Raw genomic sequence first — 26,979 nt, forward strand, 5'->3', positions numbered from 1 at the left:
CAGGCATCGTCACCACAGGTGCAGGAAGCTCCGCACGTCGTCATAACCGTCCTGGGCCCGACCGTCCACGTCCGACGGGTCCACCTCGGCCCGCGCCGCCAGCGACGCTGCCAGTGCGAGGGCCTCATCGCTGAGTCGACCGAAGCGTCGAGCGGTATGGCCCAGGCACAGGCCGGCCAGCCCGAGCAACGGACTCCCCGACACAGCCCGCGTCCCGACCTCCATGCACCAGTGCTCGACGAACTCTCGGTCGTCGTCGTTCAACGCACTCCCGACCAGGACACTCGCTGCCTCGATCTCGTGCGAGCGGTCACCCAGAGCCCGCTCCAACGTCTCGACTACAACCTCGTGAGGCAGCGCGGGAGGGTTCCGGAAGCTCCGATGTGTATGCACCCCGCGAGACTACGCAGACCCGCAACACATACATCTGTCAGGCTGCACCCAACGGGGCGAACGTTGCCTGATGCGGCACTAGGCGCCATGACGTCCCCGATACGTTCCGGTAGAACCACCCCCGCGTAGGCGGGGACGACAGGGCGTCGGCGGCGGTGCGGCCGGGGGCGCGGGAACCACCCCCGCGTAGGCGGGGACGACAGACCGATGGCTCCCCATCCGGTGATGCGGGGCGAACCACCCCCGCGTAGGCGGGGACGACTCCTTCCGGCCGCCGATCTTCGGCGGGGTGAACGAACCACCCCCGCGTAGGCGGGGACGACTCGTACTCGGCGGCGGGGCCGTCATGGTGTGGGGAACCACCCCCGCGTAGGCGGGGACGACCGGGGGCCACCCCAGGGGGTGCCGCCGGCCTGGGAACCACCCCCGCGTAGGCGGGGACGACGCGTCCTCGGCAACGCGCTGCATGCGGTCGGCCGAACCACCCCCGCGTAGGCGGGGACGACAGCACCCACACGCCCATGGGGAGGGGTCCCACCGAACCACCCCCGCGTAGGCGGGGACGACGGACCGAGCCCGTATCCCTGGTCGTTGGCGTACGAACCACCCCCGCGTAGGCGGGGACGACTCCTGCGACGTGCGCGGAAGCTTGACGCCGAGCGAACCACCCCCGCGTAGGCGGGGACGACGAGTACTCCGGGGCCGCCAGCTCGCCCCAGTACGAACCACCCCCGCGTAGGCGGGGACGACACAGACGTGCAAGTGCCCGCCGCCGTGCCAGGGGAACCACCCCCGCGTAGGCGGGGACGACGGGCCTGTGGCGGGCCTATCAGGAAGCTCGGGAGAACCACCCCCGCGTAGGCGGGGACGACGATGCGCCCCGTCTGGTCCAGGATGATGCACATGAACCACCCCCGCGTAGGCGGGGACGACTAGTCCAGAACGCGGCCGTTCTCCTTGGCTGCCGAACCACCCCCGCGTAGGCGGGGACGACGCCTCCAGGTCGGCCTGGACGGAGCCCGACGCCGAACCACCCCCGCGTAGGCGGGGACGACACACCCGCATACGAAGAGGCGGGCATCTCTTTCGAACCACCCCCGCGTAGGCGGGGACGACACACCGCCGGTGAGGTACTCGTCCGGGGTCTCGGAACCACCCCCGCGTAGGCGGGGACGACGGACGTCATGGCGCCTACCACCGCTGTGCAGGGGAACCACCCCCGCGTAGGCGGGGACGACGGCGGCTTCGGGGGTGCCTTGGGCGGGGGAGGCGAACCACCCCCGCGTAGGCGGGGACGACACCGCGTCCCCGGACAGGCCCGCGAGCAGCGCAGAACCACCCCCGCGTAGGCGGGGACGACGCCTGTGTGGTCACACCGGACACGCCGCCAGGGGAACCACCCCCGCGTAGGCGGGGACGACACTTCCTGACCTGCGGCGTTGTTACGCGATCACGCTGTTTTCCTTTACGTAATTTGCGTGGGGCGCCATGGTTCCGTTCCGTTGCCGCGTGGGCGGGCCATGAGGGTGATGCCGTCGAAGTCAGCGGGGGTCCAGCGGTCACGGCCAGCTGTGCGTACGGACCATCCCTGCTCTGTAGCTGCTGGCTCGATCATGACGGCTTGTCCGTCGCTGATTCGCTCGGCGAGCACGTTCCACAGGCGATCGCGGATACGGGGGTTAGGCGTTCCGACGAAGACGCCTGGGGCTGTTTCGAGGAACCATCGGGTGAGGTGACCGCGTAGTCCTGGTGGTGCGGCGATGAGCACGACGACTGTCATGTGGCCGCCCCCGGGTTCGCCGCATCCTGTGTCGCTCCATGCGGTGTGTCAGGTGCTGCGGATCTGGTGGTCGTATCGCTGTCCGCGCCAGGGCGAGGGAGCAGGACATCGAGGTGCCGGTTGGGTGCAAAGGCGTCGCCCCAGTTGCGGCCGCTGGCGATGATGGTGTTGCTCTCGTCCCACAGCCCGCTCAGTTCCTCGTCGAGTGGAGTGTCTGGGTTGGGAGCGAGAAGGTGTTTGATGTCGGTGACGATGCGAGGCATGAGTTTGCCTCGGACGACGGCGTCGCGTAGCGCTGTGCGTGCGTCGCGCTCGGTTGTCAGGCCCTTTGCTGCGAGATCGAAGGCCAGGGGAATGGTGAATTCGGCCTTGTAGAGGTCGGCGATGTCCAGGACGAAGGACAGTGCGGAACCAGTGTGGACGAAGCCGAGTGCTGGGCTGGCGCCGATGCCGGTGATGACGGCGTGGCAGATGCCGTAGAGGGCGGAGTTGGCAGCGGACAGCAGCCGGTTGACGTCGTCGCCGGCGGCGAACGCGTCTCCTGGCCGGTAGTCGCGTTTGACCCATGGGACGCCGGTGCGTTCGGCATGGTGGGCGTAGAGCCGGCGGATGCGGGTGCCCTCGCGACCGCGGAGTTGCTGGAGGGTCAGTGCGGTGGTGTCCTCTCCGGGGAATCGGAGTTCGTACATGCGCCGGGCGACGGCGACGCGTTCTTTGGGCCGGGTGACCAGCCATGCCTGGCGGAGTTGGAGTTGGGAGCCGCGGGCGGTGCTGAGCCCTGCGGCATAAAGGCGGACGCCGTGCTCGCCGACCCAGCACACGGCGGTGGCGGAGTCGGCGAGCAGGGTGATGGCGGCGTGGGTGATGCGGGTGCCGGGTCCGATGAGGAGCACGGCGAGGTAGGCGGACGGGACGTGAACGGTTCGTGCTTTGGTGACCAAAACGATGGCGTTGTCGTCCCGGTCAATGTGGCAGCGTTCGGCGTAGAGGCTGGTGATGCGGTCTTCGAGCCGGTGCACGTCCTGTGGCCCGGTGCGCCACCAGGGTTCAGGCACCGGGTGCCTCGGCGGGGAGCGGGGCAAGGGTGAGGAGTCCTTGTCCGTAGCCCTTGGCTGGGCCGATGCCGCCGAGGAGGGCGGCGCGTAGTGCGGTGGGGTTGGTGACGCGGAGCCGGCCTTGGAAGGTGGCGGTGGCCAGGGTGACGCGTGGGCCTTGGCTGTGTTTGCGGAATCGCAGGACGTCGCGGGTGAGCAGCGACACCGCGGGAGCGGGCTGTGGGTCTGGCGCGTCGTGGGTGAGGCCGGGGGCCGGGTCGGGGGCGGGCACGGTGGGGATGGTGAAGCCGTGGCGGTCGGCGCGGGTCAGGAGCCAGTGGAGTTGTTGTGCCGCGGTGCGCTGGGGGACGCGGAAGCCTCGTGCGCCGCGTTCGGCGGCGGTGCCAGGGATGCTGTTCTGTTTCTCCAGCCGGGCGGTCTGCTCGTCGCTGGGCTTGATCGGGCGGCGTACGGACTGGACCGGGTTGGCGGTAAGGCGGAACGCGAATTCCCGTCCGATCACGAGCCGGTCGAGAACGGGGGTGTAGTCGGCGATGAGGGCCTGACCGCCGTCGGCGTCGGGCCAGCCAGCCTGTTCGATGAGGTGGTACCAGGACGGTCGGCTCTCGGTCAGGACCAGGACCTCGGCACGGTGGGCGGCGTGGGTTTCCAGCCGCCACAGGACGCGTTCGGTGACCGGCTGGACGGCGAGCCCGGCCAGGATGGCAGCGTGCATCCGGTGCGGGTTGCCGAGCAGGGCGGTGGCTTCGCGGCGGCGCGGGTTGAGAGGAATCTTCGACAGGTACGGCATGGGGTCACCAGCCCAGGAGGGCGAAGGGGTCGTGGCCGGTGTGGCCCGGACCAGTGGAGGGGGTGGGTGCGTCGCCGGTGGGCTGCTCGTGCCCGGTGGGCACGGTGACCCACAGGTGCCGCACGGCCCGCTGGGTGAAGGTAGTACCCTCACGCAGGTCGTAGGTGTCGGGCACGTCGGCGACGAGGTCCTCACCGGCGGGGTCCTCGACGGTGGCCTCAAGCGTGACCTGCACGTCGCGGGTCCGGCGGCGGTGGTGGGCGGAGGCCTGCCAGGGCACCGCGGCCAGGATGTCGGTGAGTTCGGCGTCGGGACGAAGTCCGAGGGTGACCGGCCCGGTGGGCGGGCAGGAGCGGCGTCCGAGCGACAGCGGGAAGTGCGGGTGCTTTACGGCGTGATCGAGGCTTTCCAGCAGGGGTGCGGGACCGCGAAGGGCGGCGATGAACACCGCGTCCTGGAGGTAGTAGCGCTGCGTGACGTGGGTGTATTTGGCGGGGCTGGTCTTCTTCTGGACGCCCTTGGCGTCGACCTTGCCGGCTGGGAGTGGCAGTCCGCGGTGGTCGCTGACGGTGTGGTAGTCGCGCAGGAGGCTTCCGGGCTGGTCGACGCGGACACCGAGTTGCAGTCCGAGGAGGTCGGTGAGCGAGGCGTCGCGGGGGCGGCCGCCGGCGGCGGCGAGCAGGCCGAGGACGCCGGACTTGGTGGGCTGGGGGTGGGTGTCGCGCCGGTTGTAGCGGGAGGGTGCGCCCCAGGCTTGCAAGGGGGCGGCCAGTCGCAGGACGAGGACGGCGGAGTCGGTCATCACACCTCCGCCTGCTCGGTGCCGGTCGTGGGGATGGTGCCGTCGGCGAGCCACTGTCCGACCAGGTCCTGAAGGGATTCCAGCAGGGCGGGGAAGGCCACGGAGGGGCCGAAGGCCTCGGTGAGCTTGTCGCCTTCCAGGGCGTAGGTGGCCAGGGTGCGCTGCGGTGTCGTGCCCCATGCGGCGGTCACCGCGGTCAGTTCGCCGGCCAGGCGGGTGGCGGATTCGGCGGCCAGGCCGTTGTGGCCGGTGACGGGTTCCTCGAAGGCGGAGACCAGGTTGACGGGCTGGTCGGTGCGCACGGTGATCAGGACCAGGTGGGGCAGGGTGCGGTGGGCGAAGGTGTTCTGGTGTCCGGTCGGCATGGAGCGGGTGAAGGAGTCCACGAACCGGACGGTGGCGTCACAGGTGGCGTCCGCGGAGCTGAGGTTGTCCTTGAGCTGGTGGACGCCGAGGACGGCGTAGCGGTAGAGGGTGGAGGAGTTGAACTCCACGGTGCCGATCATGCCGGCGCCGGAGTCCTCGACGTTCTCGTCATCCACGGCGGTGTAGTAGTCGAACTCGGTGCGCACGGCGTGGGTGGACAGGGCGTGGGCGACCTGCACGGCGGCGTCCACGTTGAGGTCCTTCAGGTCGGCGACCATCCGGCCGAAGAGGGCGACCTCGGCGGGGTGACCGGTGGACAAGGTGGCCACCACGGGGAGCTTGCTCACCTCGTCCTTCAGGTCCTTGTCGGGCAGGGCGGCCAGCTCGGCGGCCCGGCCGTCCAGGAGCGCGACGAGCGAGTCGAGCTGCCGCTTGCCGAAGAAGAGCAGGTAGGCGGACTGGTCTTCCTTCTTGGCGGACTTGGTGATGCCCAGCGGCTCCAGCAGCGCGCCGGCCAGCCGGTCGGCCTGCTCGGCGGTCAGCCCGGCTCCGCCTTCGGCCGTGGGCCGGGTGAGCCGCTCGGCCAGGAGGCTGGCGATCCGCTTGGTGCGGGTGGCACGGTCGGCTGTGGGCACGCCTTGGGCGAAGTGGATGCGGGTGGCGCGCTTCCACGCCTGGGAGGAGACGCGGGCGCGGCGGGCTCCGCCGTAGACGGCCTGCTTGGGGGTGCCCGAGTCGTCGCGGTTGATGTTGGACGGGGGGACGCTCTGGAGGATGTGGACCTCGACGAAGAGGGTGGGCTGGTCCATGAGCGGACTCCTTTGGTGTGGTCGTGCGCCGCGCCTTGGGGCAGCGCCGAGGGGAAAACACGGTGTCTGGTGCCGGGTGCGGGGCACGGCGGGCTGGTACGAGGCGCCGGTGAGGTGGCGGGGGACGCGTCACCGGGGGCAGGGCGCGTGCGGTGATCCCGTGTGCGCGCAGGACGGATGCAGGGGCGGGGTGCCGGTGCTGCGTGGGGGCGTGTTGCCGGTGGCCGCAGGGGCCGGGCTCCCCGTGTCAGCCCTGGCCGGTGGGTGCGCCAATGCGGAAGTCGCGGTCCCAGCGGCTGCGGATGCGTGCCTGCTGTTCGGGGTGCCGTGCGTCGTCCCAGCGCAGCAGGTCGTCGCGGAGCCGGGTGTAGTCCAGGCCGATGGCCGCCCCCCTCAGCAACGGGACCAGTCCCCGCAGATGCCAGCAGAGCTCCTCGCCGTCCGCGGAGGTCAGCAGCTGGCCTACGCGCCGTGTCATGGCCTCCTCCCCCGCCTTGTCGGCGCCGACCAGGTGCAGCAACCGTCGGCAGGCGGCCCCGGGACTGGTGCCCGCGGCATGCATCGGCTCGCGCCGGGCCTGCTGGTGCAGGCCGAACAGGGTGAGCACCGCGTGCTCAGCCGCAAGGCCCCGGCCCAAGAAGCCGGCTTCCTGGGCAGCCGGGCTGACCCGGGCCCGGTGGAAGGGCCACATCGCGGGCACCGTGCCCGCCTCACGGCCCAGGCCGGAGCGCAGTGCCGCCAGTTCCGCACCGGTTTCGGCGCGCTGCGGGTCGAAGGTGACCCAGTACGGGGAGCCTTCGCCGTCGGGGATGGCCGTGGCGGGACCGCCGTTGGGACTGCTGGTCTGGGTGCCGGCGCGGTCGGTGTACTGCAGGCCCCAGGCGCGGATGGTCCTGCCGTGCCCGGTTCCCAGCCAGGACCGCAGGTCGTGCAGGAGCCGGGTGTAGTCCAGGCCGATGCCCGCATCGCGGAGCAGGGGGACCAGTCCGCGCAAGTGCCAGAGGAGTTCGTCGAGGTCCTGGGCGGTCGCGGCGGCGGTCACGCGCCGGTCCAGGGCCTTGCCCGACATGGCCCCGGTGCGGTGCAGCCTGCGGCAGGCCGTGCCGAGGCCTGCTCCGGCCTGGTGCACCGATGGCCTGGACGGTGGCTGGTGAAAACCGAACAGGGTCAGCGTGGCGTGCTCGGCCGCGTAGGCGGCCGGCACCGGTTCGCCGGGCCGGGCAATGTCCGGCAACGGCGTCCGGTGCAGGGGCCTCATGGCCGGCACGCTGCCGGGCTCGCGGCCCAGACCGTCGCGCAGTGCGCGCAGGTCCCGTGCGGCATACGGCGTGCCGGGGGCGTAGGTCTCCCAGAAGTGGGGGCGGCGCGGGGCGCGGACGCTGGTGGTCATGCGACGGCCTCCTCGTTCGCCGAGCGTGCCTCGGCGGCCCGCCACAAAATCTCCCCGAGCGCCTTGTGGAAGCGCCCCTCAGCGCTGCCGCTGCGGAAGACGACCTCTTTGCCGTTCACTTTGATCTTCCGTCCGATCACGGCCCGGGGCGGAGCGGCGGCCAGCAACGCGCGCGCCTGATCAACCGCGGTCAGGCGCAGGGCCTGTTCCCAGGCTTCCTGCCCGCGCTCGACCAGCTCGCCGTCGTCACCGGCGGTGCGCAGGCCGGCCAGCACGCGGCGCATGCTGCGGTCCACCGAGTGCAGGAACCGCGCCGAGGCGGCTTCCCCCTTGTCCCGCGGCAGTGGGTCACCGCCGGCGGCCCGCCGCAGGTCGGCGTGGAGACGGTCCAAGGCCCGGGCGACCTGGTCGGCTTGCTCGACACATTCCAAGATCGCCTGCCGTAGCAGGGCATCCTCACCGACCAGCGCGGTCACCGGCAGCGGGATCCCGTCGGCGATGGCGTTCTCGACCACCGCGCTTTGATTGCCGTACTCCAGGCCGCAGATCTCCACGCCCAGCGGGTAGCCGGCCGGCAGCCGGTCCTCCGCACGCAGCTCGCCGATCTGACGCAGGAGCACCGAGGTGTAGGGCCCGTCGGAATCGGTCGGCATGGTCAGCGCCAGCAGGGCGCCAAGGCCCCGCCAGGCCGCCCGCCCGGAGATGTGGCGCCGCGGCCGCAGCGGCGGCTGGCCCGCTTTGGGCTTGGCCGCGTGATTCCACGCGGTGTGCGGATCGATCTGCGGGGTGGAGGTCAGCCGGTCGCCCGCGCAGACCACCACCTGCCGCACCCGCAGCCCGTCGTGTGTCTCGCACGGGATCAGCCGGATCCGCCGGGACTGGAACGTCAGCAGGTCCAGCAGATCGCGGGCCGAACGCGCGGACCACTCAGGGCCGGCCGGGTCCTTCTCCCCCGCGGTGTGCGGGCGCTCCGGCCACGCCCACTGGGGACGGTCGGCCGGGTCGAGACCGTCGGCCAGGACCGGGGTGTTCAGCAGCAGCGTCTCGTACAGCGTCCGCCCGGTCGGCACGATGACACCGAGCTGACCGAGCGGGCCGGTCGGATTACCCGTGGTCTTGTTGCCCTTCGCCGCCTGCGGGTCACCGACCGCGCCGGTCTTGATCGCGGCGGTGTCCCAGCACTGCGCATGCAGGAGCCACAACGCTGCCTGAGCAGGCGTCAGGTCCAAGTCGTCGGCCTCGGTAACCGCGCTGAACAGCGGCACGTTATTGCCCGTCGCGATCGAGGGGACCAGCAGCGTGGACGGCTTCGTCTCCCCGGTCAGCGCGGTCAGCCCGCCGGCCTGCGCGAAAGGCCGCACCGGATCGAAAAGCCGGAACCGGCCGCCATAGCCGGACGGACCGAGATAGCGGACCAGTTGCTCGGCCTCGTCCTCGGTAAACCGCCCCCGCTCGAACCGCTCCTGCCACTCCCCCACCGTGCGAGGCGCGCCCAGCACGTCCAGCACGACCGGCAGCAGCAACTGCCGCAGCAGCGCGGGCAGCATCGTCGGCACGGGCACATCCAGCCGTCGCACCGAGTGCGAGGCCGTCAACGCCTCCAACACCCCGACATCGCTTACTGCGCCGTCCGTGCGGACCACCGGCAGCCATCTGCCGCGAACAAGATCATCTTCAGGTCCCATGGAAGCCCCCCTCCCTGGATGAGACGCGTCTCCCCAGACGCATCTGCCGTTGATCATGTCGCCCGATTTATAAGGAAATTGACGTCATATCATCAACGGCAGGCAGACTTTCATGAAGTTGCAGTGCTGGTCAAGCTCTACGGATCGATGGCACTCAACCGAGGCGCCCTTCGGTACCCCGGTACGCTCTACACACGGGCGGCGCCCCGCCCTCCCCGCCCCTGCGGGGGTGTTCCCTTGCAGTGCTGAGAGCCGTCCCCGCCCCCGCGGGGGTCCCCCGGTCTCAGGGCACGGGCGCCGCCCTTCAGCCGACGCACTGCACCACCAGGCCCGCCACCTCGTCGTAGGACACGCGGTCACCGCCGAGCACCGCGGTCCCCTCCTCGAGCACCAGAGCACGCGCGTACCGCAGCCACGGGTGTCCCGACCATCCGGGCAGCGCCGACAACTCCTTCACGGCCGCTTCGGTGAGCCGGGCCGGCAGGCGGACCGTGCCGCCCAATGCGCGCTCGACCACCGCGTCGTCCAGGGCCTCGCCATGGGGTCCCAGCCGGGTACCGTCCAGTGCGGCGTAGCCGGCCGGATCCCGGCGGACGATCACGACCTCGACCGACGATTCCCCGTCCCGCACCACAGCGTCGAGTTCTTCCTCCGTGTGTGCACGGTTGCTGCCGTAGTGCAGCCCCTGCAACGTCGGCGCGGCCCATTCGCGGGGCCGGGTCAGCAGGAAGGCTTCGGCGTTCCTCGCCCGCTCTGCCTCCCTCGCCCACCAGACCTCGCGGGCCTTCTCCTCACCCCACTCCTGCGGGCACACCACGGGCTCCCCATAGGCCCGCGCCACCAGACCGGGAACATCTTCGGGAATGCTCCAGCCTCGGCCGGCGGACCCGCCGGATTCCTCCTGCGCCCCGGTGGCCAGGAGCGGGCCGGCCGCCTCGGACACCAGGGCCGCGGCCCGCAGCAGCGGCCACTCGCCATAGATCGCCTGGGAGGCCGGCAGGAACTGCGGACGGCCAGAGGGACCGGCTGTCACGCCGGTCACCAGCACCCGGGGCACCGCCAGCCCCTTGGGACGATAGGTTCCCTTGTGCCGGTGCAGGCGGCCGATGCGCTGGAGCAGCAGGTCGGCCGGGGCCAGGTCCGTGATCAAGATGTCCGCGTCGACGTCGAACGATTGCTCGGCGAGCTGGGTGGCGACGACCACCATCCGCGGCGGCCGTGCGCCGCCGGCCTTCGAGCCCAACTGATGCAGGCACTTCTCCGTGCGATGCGCCCGATGGCCCGCGCACAGCCGTCCGTGCAACAACATCAGCTCACCGTCGAAACCGTCCCGCTGCAGGGCAGCGTGAATCTGCTGGGCACGATCCACCTGATTGACCACGACCAACGCCACGCCACCCTCGGCGACCGCCGCCCGCGCAGCCGCAGCAACCGCATCCCCGCCCACCTGGGCATCCGGGAGCCACTCGATCCGCGTCGGCACCGACTCCCGCCAGGACCCCACGACACTCCTCGAGCTCTCCACCTCAGGACACCCGGCCACCGCATACGCCGAGGTGACACACGGATAACCCGCCGGCTCCGGCACCGGCTGCGACACATCCGCCCGCCCCAGAACACCCGAAAGGTAAGCGTCCACGAACGCCTGCCGCTGCGCCGGAGGCAAGGTCGCCGACAACAGCACCACCGGCACCCCCGCCTGCCCAAGCCACCGCAACGCCTCCAGCAGGAACTGCCGCATATAGACATCGGCCGCGTGCACCTCGTCCACCACCACGACCTTGCCCGCCAAGCCGGCGAACCGCAGCATCACATGCCGCGTACGCGTCGCCGCATACAGCAGATGGTCAACGGTCCCGACCGCAAACGCCGTCAGCAGGCCACGCTTGTTCCCCAGGAACCACTGGGCCGGCCCATGACGCTCAGCCTCCTGCGGCGCAGCGCCCGGCATGCCGAACTCGTCGTCCTCGTCGATCGCCCCGTAGGCCTCCCACGGGTCGCCCCCGTCCGCAGTCGGTGCTGCCTCCCACATCTCGCGCCACCGCCGGTTGAAGCGCCGCTTCCCGTGCAGCAACGCCACCTGCGCCTCAAGCTGCGGATCGAACGTCCGGACCCAGTCCAGCACCTGCGCGTACATCGGATCGCTTGTCGCCTGGGTCGGCATCGCCACGAACACGCCGTCGAGACCGAAGCGAGCCGCCAGCACCTCCGCCGCAGCCAAGGCGGCCTTCGTCTTGCCCTCGCCCATCGGAGCCTCCGCCACCAGCAGCCCGGGCGCGGGCATCGACCACGCCCGCTCCACCAGCTCTACCTGCGACGCCCGCGGCTGCACTCCTAGACGTTCGGCGAGTGGCGCCATCGGGGACTCGGGATACGGCAGTGGTCCCCAGCCGCCGCGCAGCCCCAAGCGCTGCCAGGCCGTCTCCGCCCGTGCCGTCGCTCCGGCCGGGGATATCTCCTCGGCGTTGGCCAAACCTGGGAAGCACGAGTGGTCGCTGGCAATCCAGTCGGCCATCACGATCAGGCCCGACAGCGCCATTTGCTCGGCCTTCCGCAGTGGGGCCCCCGGACGCGCCGCGGCCAGGTCCTCGAATCCCACCGCGCGGGTGAACACCTCGACGACCGCACGTTGAGCCTCTGACCAGGCATGTCCCACTCCCCGGAATTCGGGGTGCGGCGGCGTCAGGCTCCCGGCCGGGGAAACTTCCCGTGGTGGCCGGCCACCAGCGGCCACACCCACCCAGCCGCCTCCACACCCCAGACCTGACGCAACCACGGCGCGAGGATCGCCCCGCCCGCGACATCATGGCGCCACTTCTTCGCCTTCGGCAGCCGACGCCACGTCAGACCCGCAGCAACCACAGGTGCCGCCTCTGCCCCATCCAGGGCCTGGAACGCCGGGCATGCCTTGCCGCAGTCGTGGATCCCGCACACCCACATGAACCAGGAACGCCCCTGCCCCCTGGCGATTTCGTCCAGGCGACGGCGCAGCGACTCCGCCAGGTACCGGTCCCACATCACCCCGGCCACTGCGGCAGTGTCCAAAAGGTGGCCAAGCAGCAGATGCGTCTTCCCGCCGTTACGCGCGGCAGACTTGCCCCACAGTGTAGACAGCCGCACCACCGCCGCATCAGACAGACCCATCGACCGCATCAGCGCGATCAGCGACCGCTCGTCATCCACGAAACCAAGCCCCCAGCGATCGCACCCTGCAGATGCGCTGCACCCTAGACGGCACCACTGACAACGGCCCGGAGTGAGGGCAACACACGTTATGCAAGTAAAGAAAAACAGCCCCCTTGCTAGCATCGACGCAGGTCATGAAGTGTCGTCCCCGCCTACGCGGGGGGTGGTTGCATCGGGTCGTCGCCGCAGTAGCGGGCCAGGCGTCGTCCCCGCCTACGCGGGGGGTGGTTGGTCGACTCGGTCACCGATGTGCGCGAGGTGTTGTCGTCCCCGCCTACGCGGGGGGTGGTTGTACCGGCAGGGCTACATCGACGCGCTGGCCCAGTCGTCCCCGCCTACGCGGGGGGTGGTTCCTGCCGGGACCGTTCGCGCACTCCGAGCGCGAGTCGTCCCCGCCTACGCGGGGGGTGGTTCTGCAGGTCGATCGTGATCTCGGGGCGGAGGTCGTCGTCCCCGCCTACGCGGGGGGTGGTTTCACCTCGGCCATGGCCTTGGCGATCTCGTTGTGTCGTCCCCGCCTACGCGGGGGGTGGTTGCGGGTTGCGCGCATGGCCCGGTCCGTTTTCAGGTCGTCCCCGCCCACGCAGGAGTGGTTCGGAGCCGCCGGGGTCCGGCGACTCATCGAGCGAGTCGTCCCCGCCTACGCGGGGGTGGTTCCCTGGCCGTGCAGGGCGACCCGCTCGCCGAATGGTCGTCCCTGCGTACGCGGGGGTGGTTCGTCCATCATGTTGTCGAACACGATCACCTGCGGGTCGTCCCCCGCCTACGCGGGGGTGGTTCGTACACCCAGATCGTCCGGCCGCCCTTGACCCGGTCGTCCCCGCCTACGCGGGGGTGGTTCCTGGTCCCACATGTCATACGGGCCGCTGTCGTAGTCGTCCCCGCCCACGCGGGGGTGGTTCCTGCTGGCGCTGCGGGATCATGCTCAGCACTCCGTCGTCCCCGCCTACGCGGGGGGTGGTCCGAAGGTGACCGGCGCGAGCGGGGTGGCGTTCGGGTTCTCCCCGCCAGCGTGGGGGTGATCCGTGCGCGCCATCGTCATGCGACAGTGCGGCGGTGTTCTCCCCGCCGACGCGGGGGTGATCCGAACCCGGGGGAAACATCGAGGGTCGCGGCCAGGTCCTCCCCGCCGACGCGGGGGTGATCCGGCCGAGGAGTACAAGGCTGCGGGTACCACGTGTCCTCCCCGCCGACGCGGGGGTGATCCGTGGCCCTACGGCCTGGCCAGGAACGTCCGTTTGTCCTCCCCGCCAACGCGGGGGTGATCCGGTCATGCAAGGCACGGGCGGCAACGACGGCAGGTCCCTCCCCGCCGACGCGGGGGTAATCCGACTGCGGATGGCGCTGGTGGCCCCAGCGCGGTGGTTCTCCCCGCCGACGCGGGGGTGATCCGTACGCGGCGGGCCTGATCGCCACGTACCTGATGTCCTCCCCGCCGACGCGAGGGTGATCCGTCGTGCAGCTCCCCCCAGCAAGGGCGGTTGGTTCTGCCCGCCAACGCGGGGGGTGATCAGGCATAGTTGACGCCACTGGCCATGTGTTGACCGTTCTCCCCGCCGATGTGGGGGTGATCGTCGAGAGTGGGGCCACGTGGCCTTCGAACCTCGTCCTCTCCGCCGACGCGGGGGTGATCCGTTGTTCTGCGTCCCGTCTTGGATACCGGGGTGGTTCTCCCCGCCGACGCGGGGGTAATCCGTTGTTGCCGACGCCTATGGTTGCGTCGAACGTGTCCTTCCCGCCGACGCGGGAGTGATCCGTCGCGGCCGCCGCGCACGCTCATACGGCGGGCGTTCTCCCCGCCGACGCGGGGGTGATCCGTACGCACCCGCCTGGAAGTGACTTGACCCGCGTTCTCCCGGCCAACACGGGGATGAGCGTCGCCGGCAGCCCACGTCAGCAGTGCCAGCCGTTCTCCTCGCGAACACAGGGGCACACCAATCCTCAAACTCTGCGCAGGGTAGGTGCCTTGTTCTCCCCGCCGACGTGGGGGTGACCCGGGTTGGGCCGCCCGCTGCCCTGTTCAAACTCGTGTACGGGTTTCTCCCAGCGGCCGCGGGGGGTAATCCGCAAAATTCGGCGCGGCTGCTCCTCGCTGCCCTTCCCGCCGAGGCGGGGGGTAATCCGAACGAAGACGAGCTACTGCGGAAGCTGTTCGGGTTCTCCCCGCCGCGGAGTGATCCGTTTCATTATGCTGGGTGTCGAGCTCCAGCTTGTCCTCCTCGCCATCGTGCGGATGATCCACTGGAGCTGGAAACGATGGGCGCTGAGAGAGGGTCTTCCCCGCCGACGAAGACTCCGGGTCTCGCTCCACTCGCTGGCCAGAACGCCGATGCTCGCTCTCACCGGCGACGCCCGACGCTGGGGGCTCAATCGCCTGCAGCTTCGGCTGTTCTCCGTTGCGGCCCACCTCGCCATGACCGGCCGACTCCGCTACCTCCTGATCAACGCCGCGTTCGCGTGTCTGCAAGCCAGCTGACCAGCGACAACACCTGTCCCGTCCAGCACCTGGTACAACCCCGTAGCCGTGAAACCCGGCGCCCTCCGCGACAGTCGGGCCACCAGCATGCCCACCACTCTTGAGAAGTCAAAACGGCCCCGCCGGAAGAGCCGACGGCCCGTCTCTCAAGATCGGGGCTAAATATGCGCTCCCTCGTGTATCCAGTAGCTGGTCAGGATAAGCCTGCGCCCCGACTCCAGCGGGGTAGCCCTGTGCAGGCCACGCCCGTCGAAAATCACCAGAGTGCCTGCCGGGCCGGTGCACGATACGTCGATGTAGCCGTAGTCGTGTTTCAGTTGCGCCACTTCATGGGGCCAGAAGCAGCCCAGGTACCAGATGTCCGTATCACCACCGAAGCCGCGCTTGTCGACTACATAGTCCCGGGCGATCTGCGCCTCGGCCCACCGCCGCCAACCCCCCTGATGGCTGCCGCGCAGGTAGGTCATCGGGGCACTGCTTGGACCGACGTCCTCCAGATAGAGGAAGGCCTTCATTCGGGCCCGCCAGGTGTCCATGTGATAGAAGAACTCGAAGGTCATGAAATCACCGGTGACAACCTTTAGACCGATCGTGCGCCGGTGTGCGACAGCACGGCCGGAGATATACGAGCGGGCGAGACCGCGGACCACATCCGAGTCGAAGAACGGGGACAGCTCAGGGATCCGGTCCGCATCACTGTAGAGCAGCGCCCGGTCGCCCTCAGGTGACTCGTCGAATTGCTCCTGAGGAGGGATGGCGGCACGCATCCGTTTGATCGTCTGCCCCGACAGGAAGTCGGGGATCACGACGATTCCGTCACGTCGCAGCGTCTCCAGATGCGGCAGCACTTCGGGCGAGGAGGGTAAAGTGCGCCGGCTGCGGCGATCGCGCCAGTGCCGGGGCAGAAAGCGCATGGCCATCGTCGCGCCGAAGAAGTGATCCGTCCGGTACCCGTGAAGCGCAGACATGCCAAACAGTCTGACATCCGATTAGAATCCGCCGCATGGAGAATCCGGTCACGTTCGGCGTTGAAGAAGAATTTCTCCTCGTCGATGCCGAGTCGTGCCGGCTGGCGCCCGTGGCTCGACAGGTGATCGCGGCACTGCCGACCACGTTGCGGCCCTGTGTGAGGATGGAGACCCGGGCCACGCAGATCGAGCTCGCGACGCAAGTGTGCACCGGACTCGACGAACTGCGGGAAGGCCTTGGCGAGTTGAGATCCGCATTAGACGCTGCTGCCCAGTCGGTGGGTTGCCGGATCATGGCTGCGGGAGCGTGCATCCTCAAGGAGGACGAGACCTTTCCGGTCGCCGACGGGCTGCGATACGGGGAGATCGTGCGGAGTTTCGGTCTGTTGGAGGATCCACGCGGGTTGTCCGCCTGCCATGTCCACGTGGGGGTGCCTGACCGTCGATTGGCTGCCGAGGCCCTCAACCATCTGCGGGTATGGCTGCCTGTACTGCAGTCTCTGTGCAGCAACTCGCCCTTCATCAATGGTCACGACAGTGGCTATGCCAGCTCGCGGGCGATGACGATCTGCGCTTGGCCCACGGTCGGGCCGACGCCGGATATACGCTCACTGGCGCACCACGACGAGCTGGTTGCCGATCTCATCGCGACCGGCGCGGCCCTTGACGACCGGATGGTCTATTGGTATGCGAGGCTCTCTGCCAGCTACCCGACGATTGAGGTCCGACCTGGCGATGTGTGCCTGACCGTGGACGAGACAGTCCTGCTTGCCGCGCTCTCGCGTGCGCTCGTGGCTACGGCCGTACGGGACGTCCGGGTCGGCGTTGCCGCACCCTGCGCCGATCACGGCTCGCTTGTCGCGGCGCACTGGCTGGCTGCGCGCGACGGTCTGGAGGGCAGTGGCTTCTGCTTCACGGATCGCGTCCGGGTCCCGATCTGGCACCTGGTTGACCGGCTTGTCAAACACACAGAGCAGGCACTCGTCGCCGCTGGCGACTACACTTTGGTGCTCGCTGCGCTGGACCGACTGCGGGTGACCGGCTCGGCCGCTGCCCGGCAGCGCTCGATCGCTGCGGCGCCATCTACTTGCGCTGCGACAAGCGGGGCCATGGCCAATCTTCCCCGACTCGCACACTGGGTGGTGGAACAGACCTGCCTCTAGCGCAACCGCACCAGCGCTTGTTCTGTTTCCACCGTCTCTGGGTGTTGCTCGCCCAGCGCCCGCTGACGCAAAGTCAGTACCTCGCCGTAGATCTGCTCCGCCTCCCGTCGCCTCCCCTGGCGCTCGATCGCGCGCGCGAGGTTGAAGAGGTTGGTCAATGTTGTCGGATGCTCCTCGCCAAGCACGCGGCGTCGGCTTTCCAGCAACTCCTGATAGGCGGCCTCTGCGTCGGGCCAGCGTTCCTGGTCGGTCAGTGACCTTGCCTGGCCGTCCCGGGTTGCCAGGGTCGTCGGATGTTCCTCGCCGAGCACTCGGCGTTCGTCGGCGAGCAGCTCGGTAAAGGTGGCATCCGCCTCGGGCCAACGGTGTTGCGCGGCGTATGCTCGGGCCAGGTGGTGCCGGCTGGCGAGGGTGGCGGGATGATCGTGGCCGAACACTTGTGTGCGCCGCGTGACCACGTCCATGGCCATTGCCTCGGCCTCCTGCCAGCGTCCCCCGTGCGCGTATGAACGGCCGAGATCATGCAGCGTGGACAGGGTCACTGGATGGTTGTCGCCCAACACCCTCCGTTCGATTTCCACCAGTACGTTGAAGTCGGCTTCGGCCTCGGCCCAGAACCCGCTCCGGCCCCGTTGCAGGATCGCTTGCTGCTGCAACCGCAGCACGGATTCGTGCTCGGGGCCGAGCGAGGCCGAAGCCGTGAGCGCTGCCGTCGTGAGGGCGACTGCCGTGTGCAGGCCACCGCTCCAGTCGTATGAGAGAGACGTCTTCGCGGCAGCGCGACACACCTTGCCCAGCGCTTGCGGTTCGAGCGGCAGGGACAACAGTGCATGCAGGTGCGGTGTTAGCGATGCGAACCATGGCCAGTCCTGCGGACTGCTGAAATCCAGTGCCGTGCACTTGGCCGCGACCAGCTCAACGGCGGTGGCACGCACAACGGCAGAGTCCAGTTCATCGGGGCCGGGTGCGGCCATGTGCGTTCGGCAGGAGCTCGCGATCACGGGGTGGATGGTCACGGCGTCAGCCTCGGTTGTACTGACCAGTCCCAACTGGATCAGCCCCGCGAGCACCCGGTCGAGTTGTCCCTCAACGTCGCGGACGCCGGCGAAGAGCGGGGCCATCAGCTGGGGGTCAAGAAGGGCAACAGGGATCGGCGTGACCGCCGCGAAGCAGGAGAGCATCCGGAGTACCGGCCTGGCTTGCGCCAGCCCGTGGTCTGCCAGGTGGTCGAGCGATAGTTCCCAGGTTCGCATGATCATTCCTCGGGCCTCAGCCGCCCTGCCGGCGAAAGCCAATGCTGAATGTGGCTCTCCGTCGTTGAGCGCGTCACTATATGCGGTGAAGGTCTTCCATCTTGCCAGCGGCTGGGACAAGTAGCTGCCAGCGACGTGCAGTGCCAGCGGTAGCCCGCCGAGCTGCTGGGACAGCCGACGGGCTGCCGCAATGTCGCCTGCACTGGGTGCCAGGTGTGTGAGGACCCGGGCCGCCGCGTCAGCCTGCAACGGCTGGATTAGTTCGATCTCGGCGTGGTTCCCCCAGGTGGCCGGATCCGTGAGGCGGCTGGTGACAATGGTCAGACCTCGGCCATTGGCACGAACCCATCCGGTGCCCCCGGCGACGCAGTTCGCCTCTACTGGTCTCCAGGGCTGCGGCGCGCACAGCACCGTGGGATCGTCGGCGTTGTCAAAGACGAGCAGCCAGCGAAACCGGGTGTTCCGTAACAGTTTCCAGAGCCGATCCGGTCCGTCCGGGGCACCCGTCGCCACTGCTTCGATGTCGGCCTCAGTACCCCCGGCCTGCTTGGCGATGGACACCGCGCCCATGCTGAGGCTCGCTGGATCGGACGCTGACACCCACCACACCACCCACTCGCGGGTGCGGTGCCAAAACGGGCGCTGCTGGCCGATGCGGCAGGCAAGTTCCATCGCCACCGTTGACTTACCGACTCCGCCCATGCCCGCTAGGACGACGAAACCGCTGGGGCGTGCCACAGCGCGCTGCAGGACACCGAGAATGTCCTCTCTCCCGAGGACCTCTGCGGGCAACAGTCCTGTCGGCGGGCTCACCGAAGCGCCCGCCACCGATCTTCCTATCTCGGCACTGCTCGATGTCGGTGATCGCTGCGACACGCGCAGTTGCAGCATGGCAACCACCAGTCCCCCGACGCCGACAAGCGTGCCCATGAATGCGGCGATGTCCACGTTGGCGACCGTAGCCTTTCGCTGAGGCAAGGCGAATCTTTACAGCTCAAGCCAGCTCGGGTGCAGCAAGTTGATACGGGCGAAACCGTTGAAGCCGGTCAGGTCGAAGAATCGCTGGTCCATCAAGATCGCGCTGCGTGCTCGTCGTTCATCAATGTGAGCAAAGGTGTAGTAGGTAACTGACGGTGGGGCGGCCTCAGCCCGGATCACGCCTTTGTCCCAGAGGATTCCGTGCACTGTGGCGATGTGCTCACGCAGTTCACGATTAGACTGCGGGGAATTGAGCACCTCCATCAGGCGCAAGGCATCGGACTGAGCCTGTGCGCCGCTCGCGCCAGTGAGGTTTGCGGCGGGATACCGTATCGACTCGCGCTGCCCCGGGGGCATGAGCAGATACGCGAAGCGGGAGCCGTGGACCGCCGTGCTCTTGGTGGGGCATACGATGCGGAACGTATGCTCCAGGTCAAGCTCACTGGTGGCCTCCGCCTGGTCCGGCGGGTTCCAGGCGGTGTACTGGAACGTGCCGTCGACGAGCACCTCGGAACCGAAGCGGCGCTGCCACTCCGCGATCTCCTTGATGTGCACTGGATGCACGGGCGTGCCAAAGACCCAAATCGGGTCGGCAAAAATCAGGACGGCGGGTCGCTGCGGCAGCCGAAGCCGCGTTTCGGGATGGTGCAGTGGGCTCGTGTCGAGGCGGTGCAGGGTGATCCCAACACTCTGTGCGAAGTAGTAGCAGGTGTAGTAGATGGGTGGCACGTACCACGCCTCGCTGACACCTTGCTCGCGCAGGCGCAGGAAGAAAGCCATCAGCAAGGGGCTCGATCCGCTGGCGGCGTATACGGCCTCGGGCGGGTAGTCGATACCATCCCTCGTCCGATGGAACTTCCTGATGCTTTCGGTGAGAGCCGCGGAGTCCGACAGAAACGAGTACTCTTCGACCGACCGGGGCGAACCATCTTGGACGCGCAGCAGATAGTGCTCTGCGAAGGGATGGCTGGTCTGCCATCCGGACAGAAATTCCGCGTCGCCCGCGTTCCGCGATAGCAAATCCAGTTCCCGGTGTAACCGCAGCAACTCCCGTTGCCGTTCCACGGCGTTCTCCTCCCCCCAGAGTGGCGATCAGCTGACGACGTACCGCGGGCTGCCCGCCACGAAAGCCTGCACCGTCTCTACCCATGTCTCGGCTCGCCGATACACGGCTTCCTGGGTGTACCAGCCGCACGTCGGCGTCAGGATGGTGTTGGGCAGGTCGAGGAACGGCGCCGGCGAACCGATCACGTCCAGAGCGGCGCCCGCGATCCGGCCGTTGCGCAGCGCCGCCGCCAATGGTGCCGGGTCGATGAGTTCGTCGGCCGAGACATTGACCACGCGGGCGGTCGGGCGCATGAGGGCGAAAGCCTGGGCATCGAGGAGATGGAAGGTCTGCGGGGTGAGCGGCAGGGTTAGGAAGACGAAATCCGCCTCCATCAGGAGTCGGTCCAGCTCAACCTGTTCGGCGCCGGGGTGCTCGCGGCGGCTACGGTTGACGAAGAGGACGCGCAGGTCCAGACCACGCAGCAGGGTGGCCAGCCGGCCGCCGATCTCACCCAGTCCGATGATGCCGGCCACCTTTCCGGCCAGCTCGCGGGCGAGCGGAGAGGGCGGCCGCGCATCGGTACGGGTAGCCGCGTCGAGCGGGAGCAGGTACCGGTTCGATGCCAGGGCGAGCGCCAGTGCGTGCTCGGCCACCGACGATCCGGTGTAGCTGGGAGTGTTGGAGACTACGATCCCATGCTCGCGACAATGGTCGAGGTCGACGTAGTCGGCCGCGGTCCCGGTGAGGACAATGCCGCCCAGCACGGGGAAGCGCCGCAGGTATGCACTGTTCAGCTCAGCATTAGCGGTGACAAGCAGCCGCACGTCAGCAGTGTCCTCCTGCCCGGCCGCCAGCCAGAGCACCGACACTGCGGACTCCAGCCGGGCAAGCAGAGAGCCGGGGATACCACTCCGTTCCATGAGCACCAGGGCAGTGGGCTTCGTCAACGTGACTCCCCGTCTCGTGGCAGGTGCCCATAGCCTTACAGACACGTTGGACTGTGTCAGCCCTGACTGACCCTGTTGCGGTTCGAGGACATAGACGGCCCACCCGGGCAGGTACGCGCATGGCTCCGCGGCCCTGGCCCTCGTCGCCGAGGCAATGCAAACGCCGGCGACACCCCCGACGAATGGGCAGCCACCATGAAGACGGCCGCCACCGACCGGCACCAGCACAGAAACGCCTGGTCTAAGAAGGTGTTGTCTTTCCGAAGGCGGTAGCTGCGTTTCCGCTGGTCAGGCATGATTTCGGTGGCTCGGCGGCAGGGATGACGCGTCGTGTCATTTCTTCGCGTGGGGTGTCAGATGCCGTCGGTGTTGGGGCTGTTGGAGGAGCGGGAGCGTGCTGCCCGTCAAAGGGTGGAGATCCAGCAGGCCGAACTGCGGGACGCCGAGGCCACGTGGCAGCGGTTCGTGACCGCCCGCGAGACGGTCGGCCAGGTCCTGGCGGAACCGCGCGGACGCGAGAATGTGGCCGCTGCCGCGTCCGACGAACGGCCCGTACCGGTGGCGGGTGCGGTGCCCGGTTCGGTGGTGCCGGCATGGCAGGCAGGCCTCGACCCGGCGGTGCTGGCGCCGGACTACCGGCGGCTCATGGACATCCTGGCCGGCCGGGACGGGGAGGCGATGGACTGCCGGCAGCTCGCCGCGGCGCTTGGGCTCGCGCCGGTGCCGGCGAAGGTCGAGGGCGTGCGGTCGAAAGCCAAGCGCCTGGTCGTGCGGGGCTGGCTGGTCGAAGAGAATCCGGGGATGTTCAGCGTCCCCGCCGGGCGAGCCGGCGGCTCATGACCATGCTCATCGACCAGTGGATCAGCGCTTCGGCGCTGTCGGTGCGGGTCTCGTAGTCGCGGGCCAGGCGGCGAGAGCGCATCAGCCACGCGAACGTCCGCTCCACCAGCCACCTTTTGGGCAGCACGGTGAACCCGCGGGTGTCGTCGGTGCGCTTGACCACGGTCAGCGCGATCCGCCAGACAGCGCGGGCGACGTCGACCAGATGCCCGGTGTAACCGCCGTCCGCCCATACGCACGAGATGCGCCAGTGCCGCTCGCGCAGCCGGGCCAGCAGACCGCCAGCGGCCTCACGGTCGGTCACCGAAGCGGCCGTGACCATCACGACCAGTAGCAGTCCGAGGGTGTCGACCACGATATGGCGCTTGCGTCCGTTGATCCTTTTCCCCGCGTCGAAGCCCCGCGTGGCGGCCGGAACCGACGCCGCCCCTTTGACCGACTGCGCGTCGATGATGCCCGCGGTCGGCTCCGGATCGCGGCCCTCGACCTGGCGGACGCGGTCGCGCAGCCGGTCGTGCAGTTCACCAATCAGGCCCTGGTCCCGCCACCGTCGCCAGAACGCGTAGACGCTTCCCATGCGGGAAAGTCCGCGGGCATCGACCGCCACGTGATACCGCCCGCTACCAGGTAGCGGACCGCGTCGAGCATCCAATGCCACGAAGTTAAGAGCCCAGCGGCGGTGTCAAGCGTGGGCGGGATGCGAGGGGCCTCCTCTGCTATCCAGGGGACGGCTGCGGGAGCCTGTCCGTCCCCGACCACGAGCGCAACCGGTCCTGGCTCGGCCGCACCGAACGCCGCTACGGCCCGACCGGCTACCCCCGGCTGATGCTCATGACCCTGTGCGAAACAGGCACCCGCGGCCTGATCGCAGCGGTCTTCGGCCCCGCATCCAAGGGCGAGACCGACTACGCCCACGAACTGGTCGGTCACCTGACCCCGGACATGCTCCTCCTGGCGGACCGCGCCTTCGACAGCAACGAACTGCTTGCAGACATCGCAGCTCAGGGCACTCAGTTCCTGATACGCGCCACCAGCACCCGACGACCGCCGGTGCTGGCGCTGCTGCCCGACGGCTCCTACCTGACCCGGATCGGGGGCCTCCCGCTGCGGGTGATCGAGGCCGAGATCCACTCCCGCACCGCCGACGGCAGCGACTTCGGCGGGACCTACCGCCTGCTGACCACGCTCAACGACCACCACACCGATCCCGCCGACCACCTGGTGCGTCTCTACCACGAGCGCTGGGAGATCGAGATCACCTACCTGGCGCTCCGCCACACCCTGCTCAAAGGCCGAGTTCTACGTTCGAAGGACCCGGTGGGTCTCAACCAGGAGATGTGGGGACTGCTCGCCCTCTACCAGGCCCTGCGCTCGGTCATGGTGACCGCGGTGGAGACAATGCCCGGCTGCGATCCCGACCGAGCCGGCTTCACCGTCGCTCTGGAAGCCGCCCGCGACACGGTGGCCAGCCTGGTCGGAACGACCGTAGCCTCAGGGCCGAGCAGCCGTTCCGACCTGGTGGAACACATCGGCGCCCGCGTCCTGCACGCGCTGCTTCCCAGGCGCCGGATGCGACTGTCCGCCCGCATCGTCAAATGCGGAACCTCCCGCTACAACATCTGGAACCGCGACGGGCGTCCACGCGACAGCACCCCGATCACCGCCATCGAGATCACCGTGCACCCACCACCCCTGCCCAGCGCGCAGGACCCAAGCCGAGCCCTCTCAGGACGCTGGGGCCAGGTCTGCCAGCTCTTGGCCGCGAACTCCAACCAAGCCATGCACACCCGGGACATCGCGCGGCATCTCGCGCTCCCCACCTCGGGGCGTCCCCTCAGCAGCCTCACCGCGCAACTCTGCTACTGGGCTCGCAACGGCCGACTCATCCGCACCGCGCCGAACACCTACAAGATCACTCTCCCTGATGCCTTGACACCACCGCGGGGCTCTTAACTTCGTGGCATTGGTCGAGCATCTGCCGATGGCAGTAGCCCTCCGGCTGCCCGCCCCTGCCCTCCATCCACCCCGGCACCGGCAGTAGATCGCGCACCGCGGCCCACTCCGTGTCCGTCATGTCGGAGGGATACCTCGGCCTCCTGTGCGGGCGATCCGCGGCGTTCCCGAACCGGTGCGCGAGACAGGCACACGACAGAGGAAGCGAGTTGGACTCCGCCGCTACCGGAACGCAAGACTGCGGCACAGGGCCTCCTGTTGCTCACTTGGATTCGACACCCATGAGCTGTGCAGGAGGCCCTACCCTCATGCCCGGACATCCGGAAGATCACCCGACCGAGTCGCCACACTCGAACCGATGCTCACCATGATCGATAGGGAAACGGCTTCTGAGAAAGCCAGGCGAATATCCCACAGCAGGCATGAGGGCCAGGGCCACGCGAGCTTGGGCAGACATCTGTGCGCGAGCACGGTGCCGCCAGGCATCGAGCCGGGCAGGCTGGCTGCGGCTCTGCAGGGCTCGCGCTGCAAGTTCCAGCTCATGCAGCGGCATCGGCGCCTCGGCCACACGTGTACGGGCCAGATCCTGAACCGTGAAATGTATGCGGTAGACCATGACAGCCTGGGGCGCTCCTTCCGCAATGTCGTTCTTCAGGTCAGGCCGAATCAGGTCAAGATCGTAGCGATCAAGGAGGAAACTCGGCCCACCAGTCAGCCGACACGGTCACGTGCGCGGGGACCCCTGCCGACGCGGCCAACCGCTACCGACCGGTTCAGGCAGGAGCGGCGCACCGGTGCCCGCCCGAGCGGCACCACGACGCAGCGGTTCAGACACCCGGCCCGAAGCCGGGCACGACCATCTTCTGCGCCGCCGAGACGATCTCGGGCGGCATCGGGCACGAGCGCCGGGCGGCCGTGTCGATGTGGACTCCGGTCAGCACCATCACGGCCGCCACCTCGCCGGTGGCAGCGTTCTCCATACGGCGACAGAAACGGACGACCTTGTCCTTCGCCTGCCCCGCCACACGTCGCTACTGCACCCTCCCGCGGGCTGCGCAGCGGGTCCGGCTGCGCACTCCTGACGATGGCGAACCGGCCCGAGCTGGACGGCATCACCTCCCACAACCCGCGGCAGCTCCCACGGCCGGCGCATACGGGCTGCGCACGCCTCACTCGCTGATCAACACCGACCCGGCGGCGGCACGGAGCTTCGCTCAGGCGGTGAACGGGGTTGATCGTTTAGCGAATCGTTTAGCGATTGGCTGTTCTGGCCCTACGCACCATGCCCTGCGAGCGCACGGACACATGCACTACCCGCGGGCCGGGCCAGCCGGTCCGCGGACGGCGGCGCTGAGCGCGTTTGGGGTCGGCTGCACGGCGCCTGCTGCCAAGGCGCTGGCGTGCAGTGACGGCTCGGCTCGCGGCGTTGCGGGAGTTGGCACCGTTGCAGAGCAACACGATGGCAACGTTCGGTAGCGCCCGTCTGTAGACCAGCGCAGACGTTTCGCCACAGTCGGGTAGGGGGCGTTGCAGCCGAATACTTGGCCGCCGCTATTGCCCGATCCCGGGATGCAACACCTGGGGCTTGCTTCATTCTGGACTCCCCATCCGCACTGGGCTGGATGGGGGTCACGTTCCGCTCTTGTGGGGGTGGGTTGCATGAATGGAGTACGTGGTGGACCGTCCGTTGCTGTCATTGAGAGCGACGCTGGTGTTCCTGCTCGCCTTGCTTGCAGGCGCGGCAGCCGGTGGGCTGACGGCCCTGGCCGGGGAAGGGGCGCCGCGCAGCGTGCTCGCGGGTCTGACCGTGGCGGGCGTGGCTGTCCCGTTCTTCAACCGCCTCATTGATTCCGACAGCAGCGCGGTGCAGCCGTCGGCGCCTGCGGGCACCGGTGTCGCAGAGGGGGAGCGCCATGGGTGAGCTGCGGCCTCTGGGAGATGACCTCAATGACGCTTCACGTGCTCTTGCTCAGGCTCTGCGGGAGCTGTTTGAAGGCCTGGAGGTATCCGTGCGGCGGTACGCGGCGCGGCGCCAGCGCGACCCGGGAACGTTCTCGCGCTACCTGAACGGCACCCGGTTACCGCCATGGCAGGTCATCAACGACCTCTTCGCGGATGTCGCCGAGCACCGTGGAACCGCGGTCACCATCGAGGCCATCGAGTTCGTCCGCGAGTTGTACGGGTCGGCCGTGGATGCCGCCTCCTCCCCCAAGCACGCTGCCGAGATCCTGGAGCAGCAACTGGCCGACGCCGACAGGGTCTCCCGGCGGTCCAGCGTTCGTGGCGACGTTCTGGGCGATGCGCTGCTGGACAGGAAGCAGCGGATCGCCGACCTGCAGACGCGTCTGAACCAGCTGGAGGCCGAACGCAACGAGGAGCGGAAGCGAGCGGACGAACTCGCGGCAGCTCATCCCGATGTGTGCGGTCTTATTGCCGAGCGCAACGTGCTGCAGCGGGAAGTCGAGCGGCTCGGAGCGGACCTCAGGGAGGCACGAGCCCAGCGTGCTGCCGCGGAGGACCGCTGCAATCTGCTCGAACGCCAACTGGACGCAGTGCAGGAGGCAGCGACTGCGAAACTGCCGGCCACACCGCGGGGTATGCCCAGGATCCTGATCGTCGACGATCAGCCGGACAATCTGCTCGCGATGACTGCTGTTTTGTCCACGCTCGACCAAGAGATGGTCACCGTGTCGTCCGGGCAAGAAGCGCTCAAGGCGCTCTTGGACTACGACGATTTCGCGGTCATCATCATGGACGTACAGATGCCGGGAATGGACGGATACGAGACCTGTGCTCATATTAAGCGCCGCCCCCGGACCCGGGACGTCCCCATCATCTTCCTGACTGCCATGGGAGTGGACGCGGAGCACTCAGCCCGTGGGTACGCGGCCGGCGCCGTCGACTACATCGGCAAACCGTTTGACCCTTGGGTCCTGCGCGCCAAGGTCGCCGTCTTCACCACCATCCACCTGGAGCGACACGTCTCATAACGCCACCGAGAACAACGGGAACATGCTCCAGTGCATTTGCTCAATGGACTCGGGCAGCTTCGAGACCTCGCCGTCTCTGCGGCGGCGAGCAGGGGCTTGTTCGCAGC

At 68.7% G+C, this 26,979-nt stretch carries 23 protein-coding genes, 1 pseudogene and 2 CRISPR repeat arrays; of the genes and pseudogenes, 6 read left to right on the top strand and 18 right to left on the bottom strand.

The window, feature by feature from the left end; translation table 11 throughout:
* Positions 1–9 precede the first annotated feature (9 nt).
* The 10 genes from OG937_00120 to OG937_00165 form a co-directional block, all read right to left on the bottom strand.
* Positions 10–264 carry a hypothetical protein gene (locus OG937_00120; GenBank protein WUD70244.1) on the bottom strand — a complete coding sequence of 85 codons (255 nt, stop codon included), beginning with the start codon at positions 262–264 and terminating at the stop codon, positions 10–12.
* A 241-nt stretch (positions 265–505) separates the two neighbouring features.
* Positions 506–1,814: a CRISPR direct-repeat array (repeat unit 28 nt; unit sequence GAACCACCCCCGCGTAGGCGGGGACGAC).
* Positions 1,815–1,858: 44 nt separating this feature from the next.
* A complete protein-coding gene (gene cas2e, locus OG937_00125; protein ID WUD70245.1) occupies positions 1,859–2,173 on the bottom strand; it encodes a type I-E CRISPR-associated endoribonuclease Cas2e in 315 nt (104 codons plus the stop codon).
* Complete coding sequence (gene cas1e, locus OG937_00130) at positions 2,170–3,228, bottom strand: type I-E CRISPR-associated endonuclease Cas1e (GenBank protein ID WUD70246.1); 1,059 nt, start codon at positions 3,226–3,228, stop codon at positions 2,170–2,172. Before cas1e ends, cas2e begins: the two co-directional genes overlap by 4 nt.
* Positions 3,221–4,018: a type I-E CRISPR-associated protein Cas6/Cse3/CasE gene (gene cas6e / locus OG937_00135; protein ID WUD70247.1), complete on the bottom strand. Its 798-nt coding sequence runs from the start codon at positions 4,016–4,018 to the stop codon at positions 3,221–3,223. The genes cas1e and cas6e overlap by 8 nt, the downstream gene beginning before the upstream one ends.
* Positions 4,019–4,022: 4 nt before the next feature.
* Positions 4,023–4,820 carry a type I-E CRISPR-associated protein Cas5/CasD gene (gene cas5e / locus OG937_00140; GenBank protein ID WUD70248.1) on the bottom strand — a complete coding sequence of 266 codons (798 nt, stop codon included), beginning with the start codon at positions 4,818–4,820 and terminating at the stop codon, positions 4,023–4,025.
* Positions 4,820–5,995 carry a type I-E CRISPR-associated protein Cas7/Cse4/CasC gene (cas7e, locus tag OG937_00145; GenBank protein ID WUD70249.1) on the bottom strand — a complete coding sequence of 392 codons (1,176 nt, stop codon included), beginning with the start codon at positions 5,993–5,995 and terminating at the stop codon, positions 4,820–4,822. Before cas7e ends, cas5e begins: the two co-directional genes overlap by 1 nt.
* A gap of 247 nt (positions 5,996–6,242) precedes the next feature.
* Positions 6,243–7,385 (bottom strand): type I-E CRISPR-associated protein Cse2/CasB, encoded by a 1,143-nt coding sequence (gene casB / locus OG937_00150; protein ID WUD70250.1) that lies wholly within the window; start codon positions 7,383–7,385, stop codon positions 6,243–6,245.
* Positions 7,382–9,070 (bottom strand): type I-E CRISPR-associated protein Cse1/CasA, encoded by a 1,689-nt coding sequence (casA, locus tag OG937_00155; GenBank protein WUD70251.1) that lies wholly within the window; start codon positions 9,068–9,070, stop codon positions 7,382–7,384. Before casA ends, casB begins: the two co-directional genes overlap by 4 nt.
* A 304-nt stretch (positions 9,071–9,374) precedes the next feature.
* Positions 9,375–11,684, bottom strand: coding sequence for a CRISPR-associated helicase Cas3' (cas3, locus tag OG937_00160; GenBank protein ID WUD70252.1), 2,310 nt, complete (start codon positions 11,682–11,684; stop codon positions 9,375–9,377).
* A 68-nt stretch (positions 11,685–11,752) separates the two neighbouring features.
* Positions 11,753–12,253, bottom strand: coding sequence for a CRISPR-associated endonuclease Cas3'' (locus OG937_00165; protein ID WUD70253.1), 501 nt, complete (start codon positions 12,251–12,253; stop codon positions 11,753–11,755).
* Positions 12,254–12,397: 144 nt separating this feature from the next.
* Positions 12,398–14,127: direct repeats of the CRISPR family, unit length 28 nt; unit sequence GTCGTCCCCGCCTACGCGGGGGGTGGTT.
* A 317-nt stretch (positions 14,128–14,444) separates the two neighbouring features.
* On the opposite strand from OG937_00165, the gene OG937_00170 reads away from it, so the two are divergent.
* Complete coding sequence (locus OG937_00170; protein ID WUD70254.1) at positions 14,445–14,732, top strand: transposase; 288 nt, start codon at positions 14,445–14,447, stop codon at positions 14,730–14,732.
* 158 nt (positions 14,733–14,890) lie between these two features.
* Here the strand turns inward: OG937_00170 and OG937_00175 are convergent, their stop codons facing one another.
* Positions 14,891–15,700 (bottom strand): phytanoyl-CoA dioxygenase family protein, encoded by an 810-nt coding sequence (locus OG937_00175; protein ID WUD70255.1) that lies wholly within the window; start codon positions 15,698–15,700, stop codon positions 14,891–14,893.
* A gap of 35 nt (positions 15,701–15,735) precedes the next feature.
* On the opposite strand from OG937_00175, the gene OG937_00180 reads away from it, so the two are divergent.
* The gene (locus OG937_00180; protein WUD70256.1) at positions 15,736–16,863 is read left to right on the top strand and encodes a glutamate--cysteine ligase; all 1,128 of its coding nucleotides are present in this window, start codon (positions 15,736–15,738) and stop codon (positions 16,861–16,863) included.
* On the opposite strand, the gene OG937_00185 is transcribed toward OG937_00180, so the two are convergent.
* Genes OG937_00185 through OG937_00195 form a run of 3 tightly spaced genes read right to left on the bottom strand, consistent with a single transcriptional unit; the run spans position 16,860 to position 21,089 of the window.
* Positions 16,860–19,064, bottom strand: a complete 2,205-nt coding sequence (locus tag OG937_00185) for a tetratricopeptide repeat protein (protein ID WUD70257.1) — start codon at positions 19,062–19,064, stop codon at positions 16,860–16,862. The two genes, OG937_00180 and OG937_00185, sit on opposite strands and share 4 nt — an antisense overlap.
* Positions 19,065–19,103: 39 nt before the next feature.
* On the bottom strand, positions 19,104–20,159 hold the full coding sequence (locus OG937_00190; protein WUD70258.1) for an aminotransferase class I/II-fold pyridoxal phosphate-dependent enzyme: 1,056 nt from the start codon (positions 20,157–20,159) through the stop codon (positions 19,104–19,106).
* A 27-nt stretch (positions 20,160–20,186) separates the two neighbouring features.
* Positions 20,187–21,089, bottom strand: a complete 903-nt coding sequence (locus OG937_00195) for a D-3-phosphoglycerate dehydrogenase (GenBank protein WUD70259.1) — start codon at positions 21,087–21,089, stop codon at positions 20,187–20,189.
* A 357-nt stretch (positions 21,090–21,446) separates the two neighbouring features.
* Here OG937_00195 and OG937_00200 point away from each other — a divergent pair, with 357 nt between their 5' ends.
* Positions 21,447–21,929: a hypothetical protein gene (locus OG937_00200; GenBank protein WUD70260.1), complete on the top strand. Its 483-nt coding sequence runs from the start codon at positions 21,447–21,449 to the stop codon at positions 21,927–21,929.
* Here the strand turns inward: OG937_00200 and OG937_00205 are convergent.
* Positions 21,895–22,536, bottom strand: coding sequence for an IS5 family transposase (locus OG937_00205; GenBank protein WUD70261.1), 642 nt, complete (start codon positions 22,534–22,536; stop codon positions 21,895–21,897). The two genes, OG937_00200 and OG937_00205, sit on opposite strands and share 35 nt — an antisense overlap.
* Positions 22,537–22,754: 218 nt before the next feature.
* On the opposite strand from OG937_00205, the gene OG937_00210 reads away from it, so the two are divergent.
* Entirely contained in the window at positions 22,755–23,882 is a 1,128-nt protein-coding gene (locus OG937_00210; protein WUD70262.1) for a transposase, read from the top strand.
* A 73-nt stretch (positions 23,883–23,955) separates the two neighbouring features.
* Here OG937_00210 and OG937_00215 read toward each other — a convergent pair.
* From OG937_00215 to OG937_00225, 3 genes and pseudogenes are all read right to left on the bottom strand, one after another.
* Positions 23,956–24,081, bottom strand: a pseudogene (locus tag OG937_00215) (transposase).
* A 129-nt stretch (positions 24,082–24,210) separates the two neighbouring features.
* The gene (locus OG937_00220; GenBank protein WUD70263.1) at positions 24,211–24,498 is read right to left on the bottom strand and encodes a hypothetical protein; all 288 of its coding nucleotides are present in this window, start codon (positions 24,496–24,498) and stop codon (positions 24,211–24,213) included.
* 211 nt (positions 24,499–24,709) lie between these two features.
* Positions 24,710–24,862, bottom strand: coding sequence for a thioesterase family protein (locus OG937_00225; protein WUD70264.1), 153 nt, complete (start codon positions 24,860–24,862; stop codon positions 24,710–24,712).
* Positions 24,863–25,557: 695 nt separating this feature from the next.
* Between OG937_00225 and OG937_00230 the strand changes: the two genes are divergently transcribed.
* Positions 25,558–25,803, top strand: coding sequence for a hypothetical protein (locus tag OG937_00230; GenBank protein WUD78586.1), 246 nt, complete (start codon positions 25,558–25,560; stop codon positions 25,801–25,803).
* Positions 25,796–26,872, top strand: a complete 1,077-nt coding sequence (locus OG937_00235; GenBank protein ID WUD70265.1) for a response regulator — start codon at positions 25,796–25,798, stop codon at positions 26,870–26,872. Before OG937_00230 ends, OG937_00235 begins: the two co-directional genes overlap by 8 nt.
* Positions 26,873–26,979 lie beyond the last annotated feature (107 nt).

It is taken from the genome of Streptomyces sp. NBC_00510 (assembly GCA_036013505.1).
Taxonomy (GTDB): domain Bacteria; phylum Actinomycetota; class Actinomycetes; order Streptomycetales; family Streptomycetaceae; genus Actinacidiphila.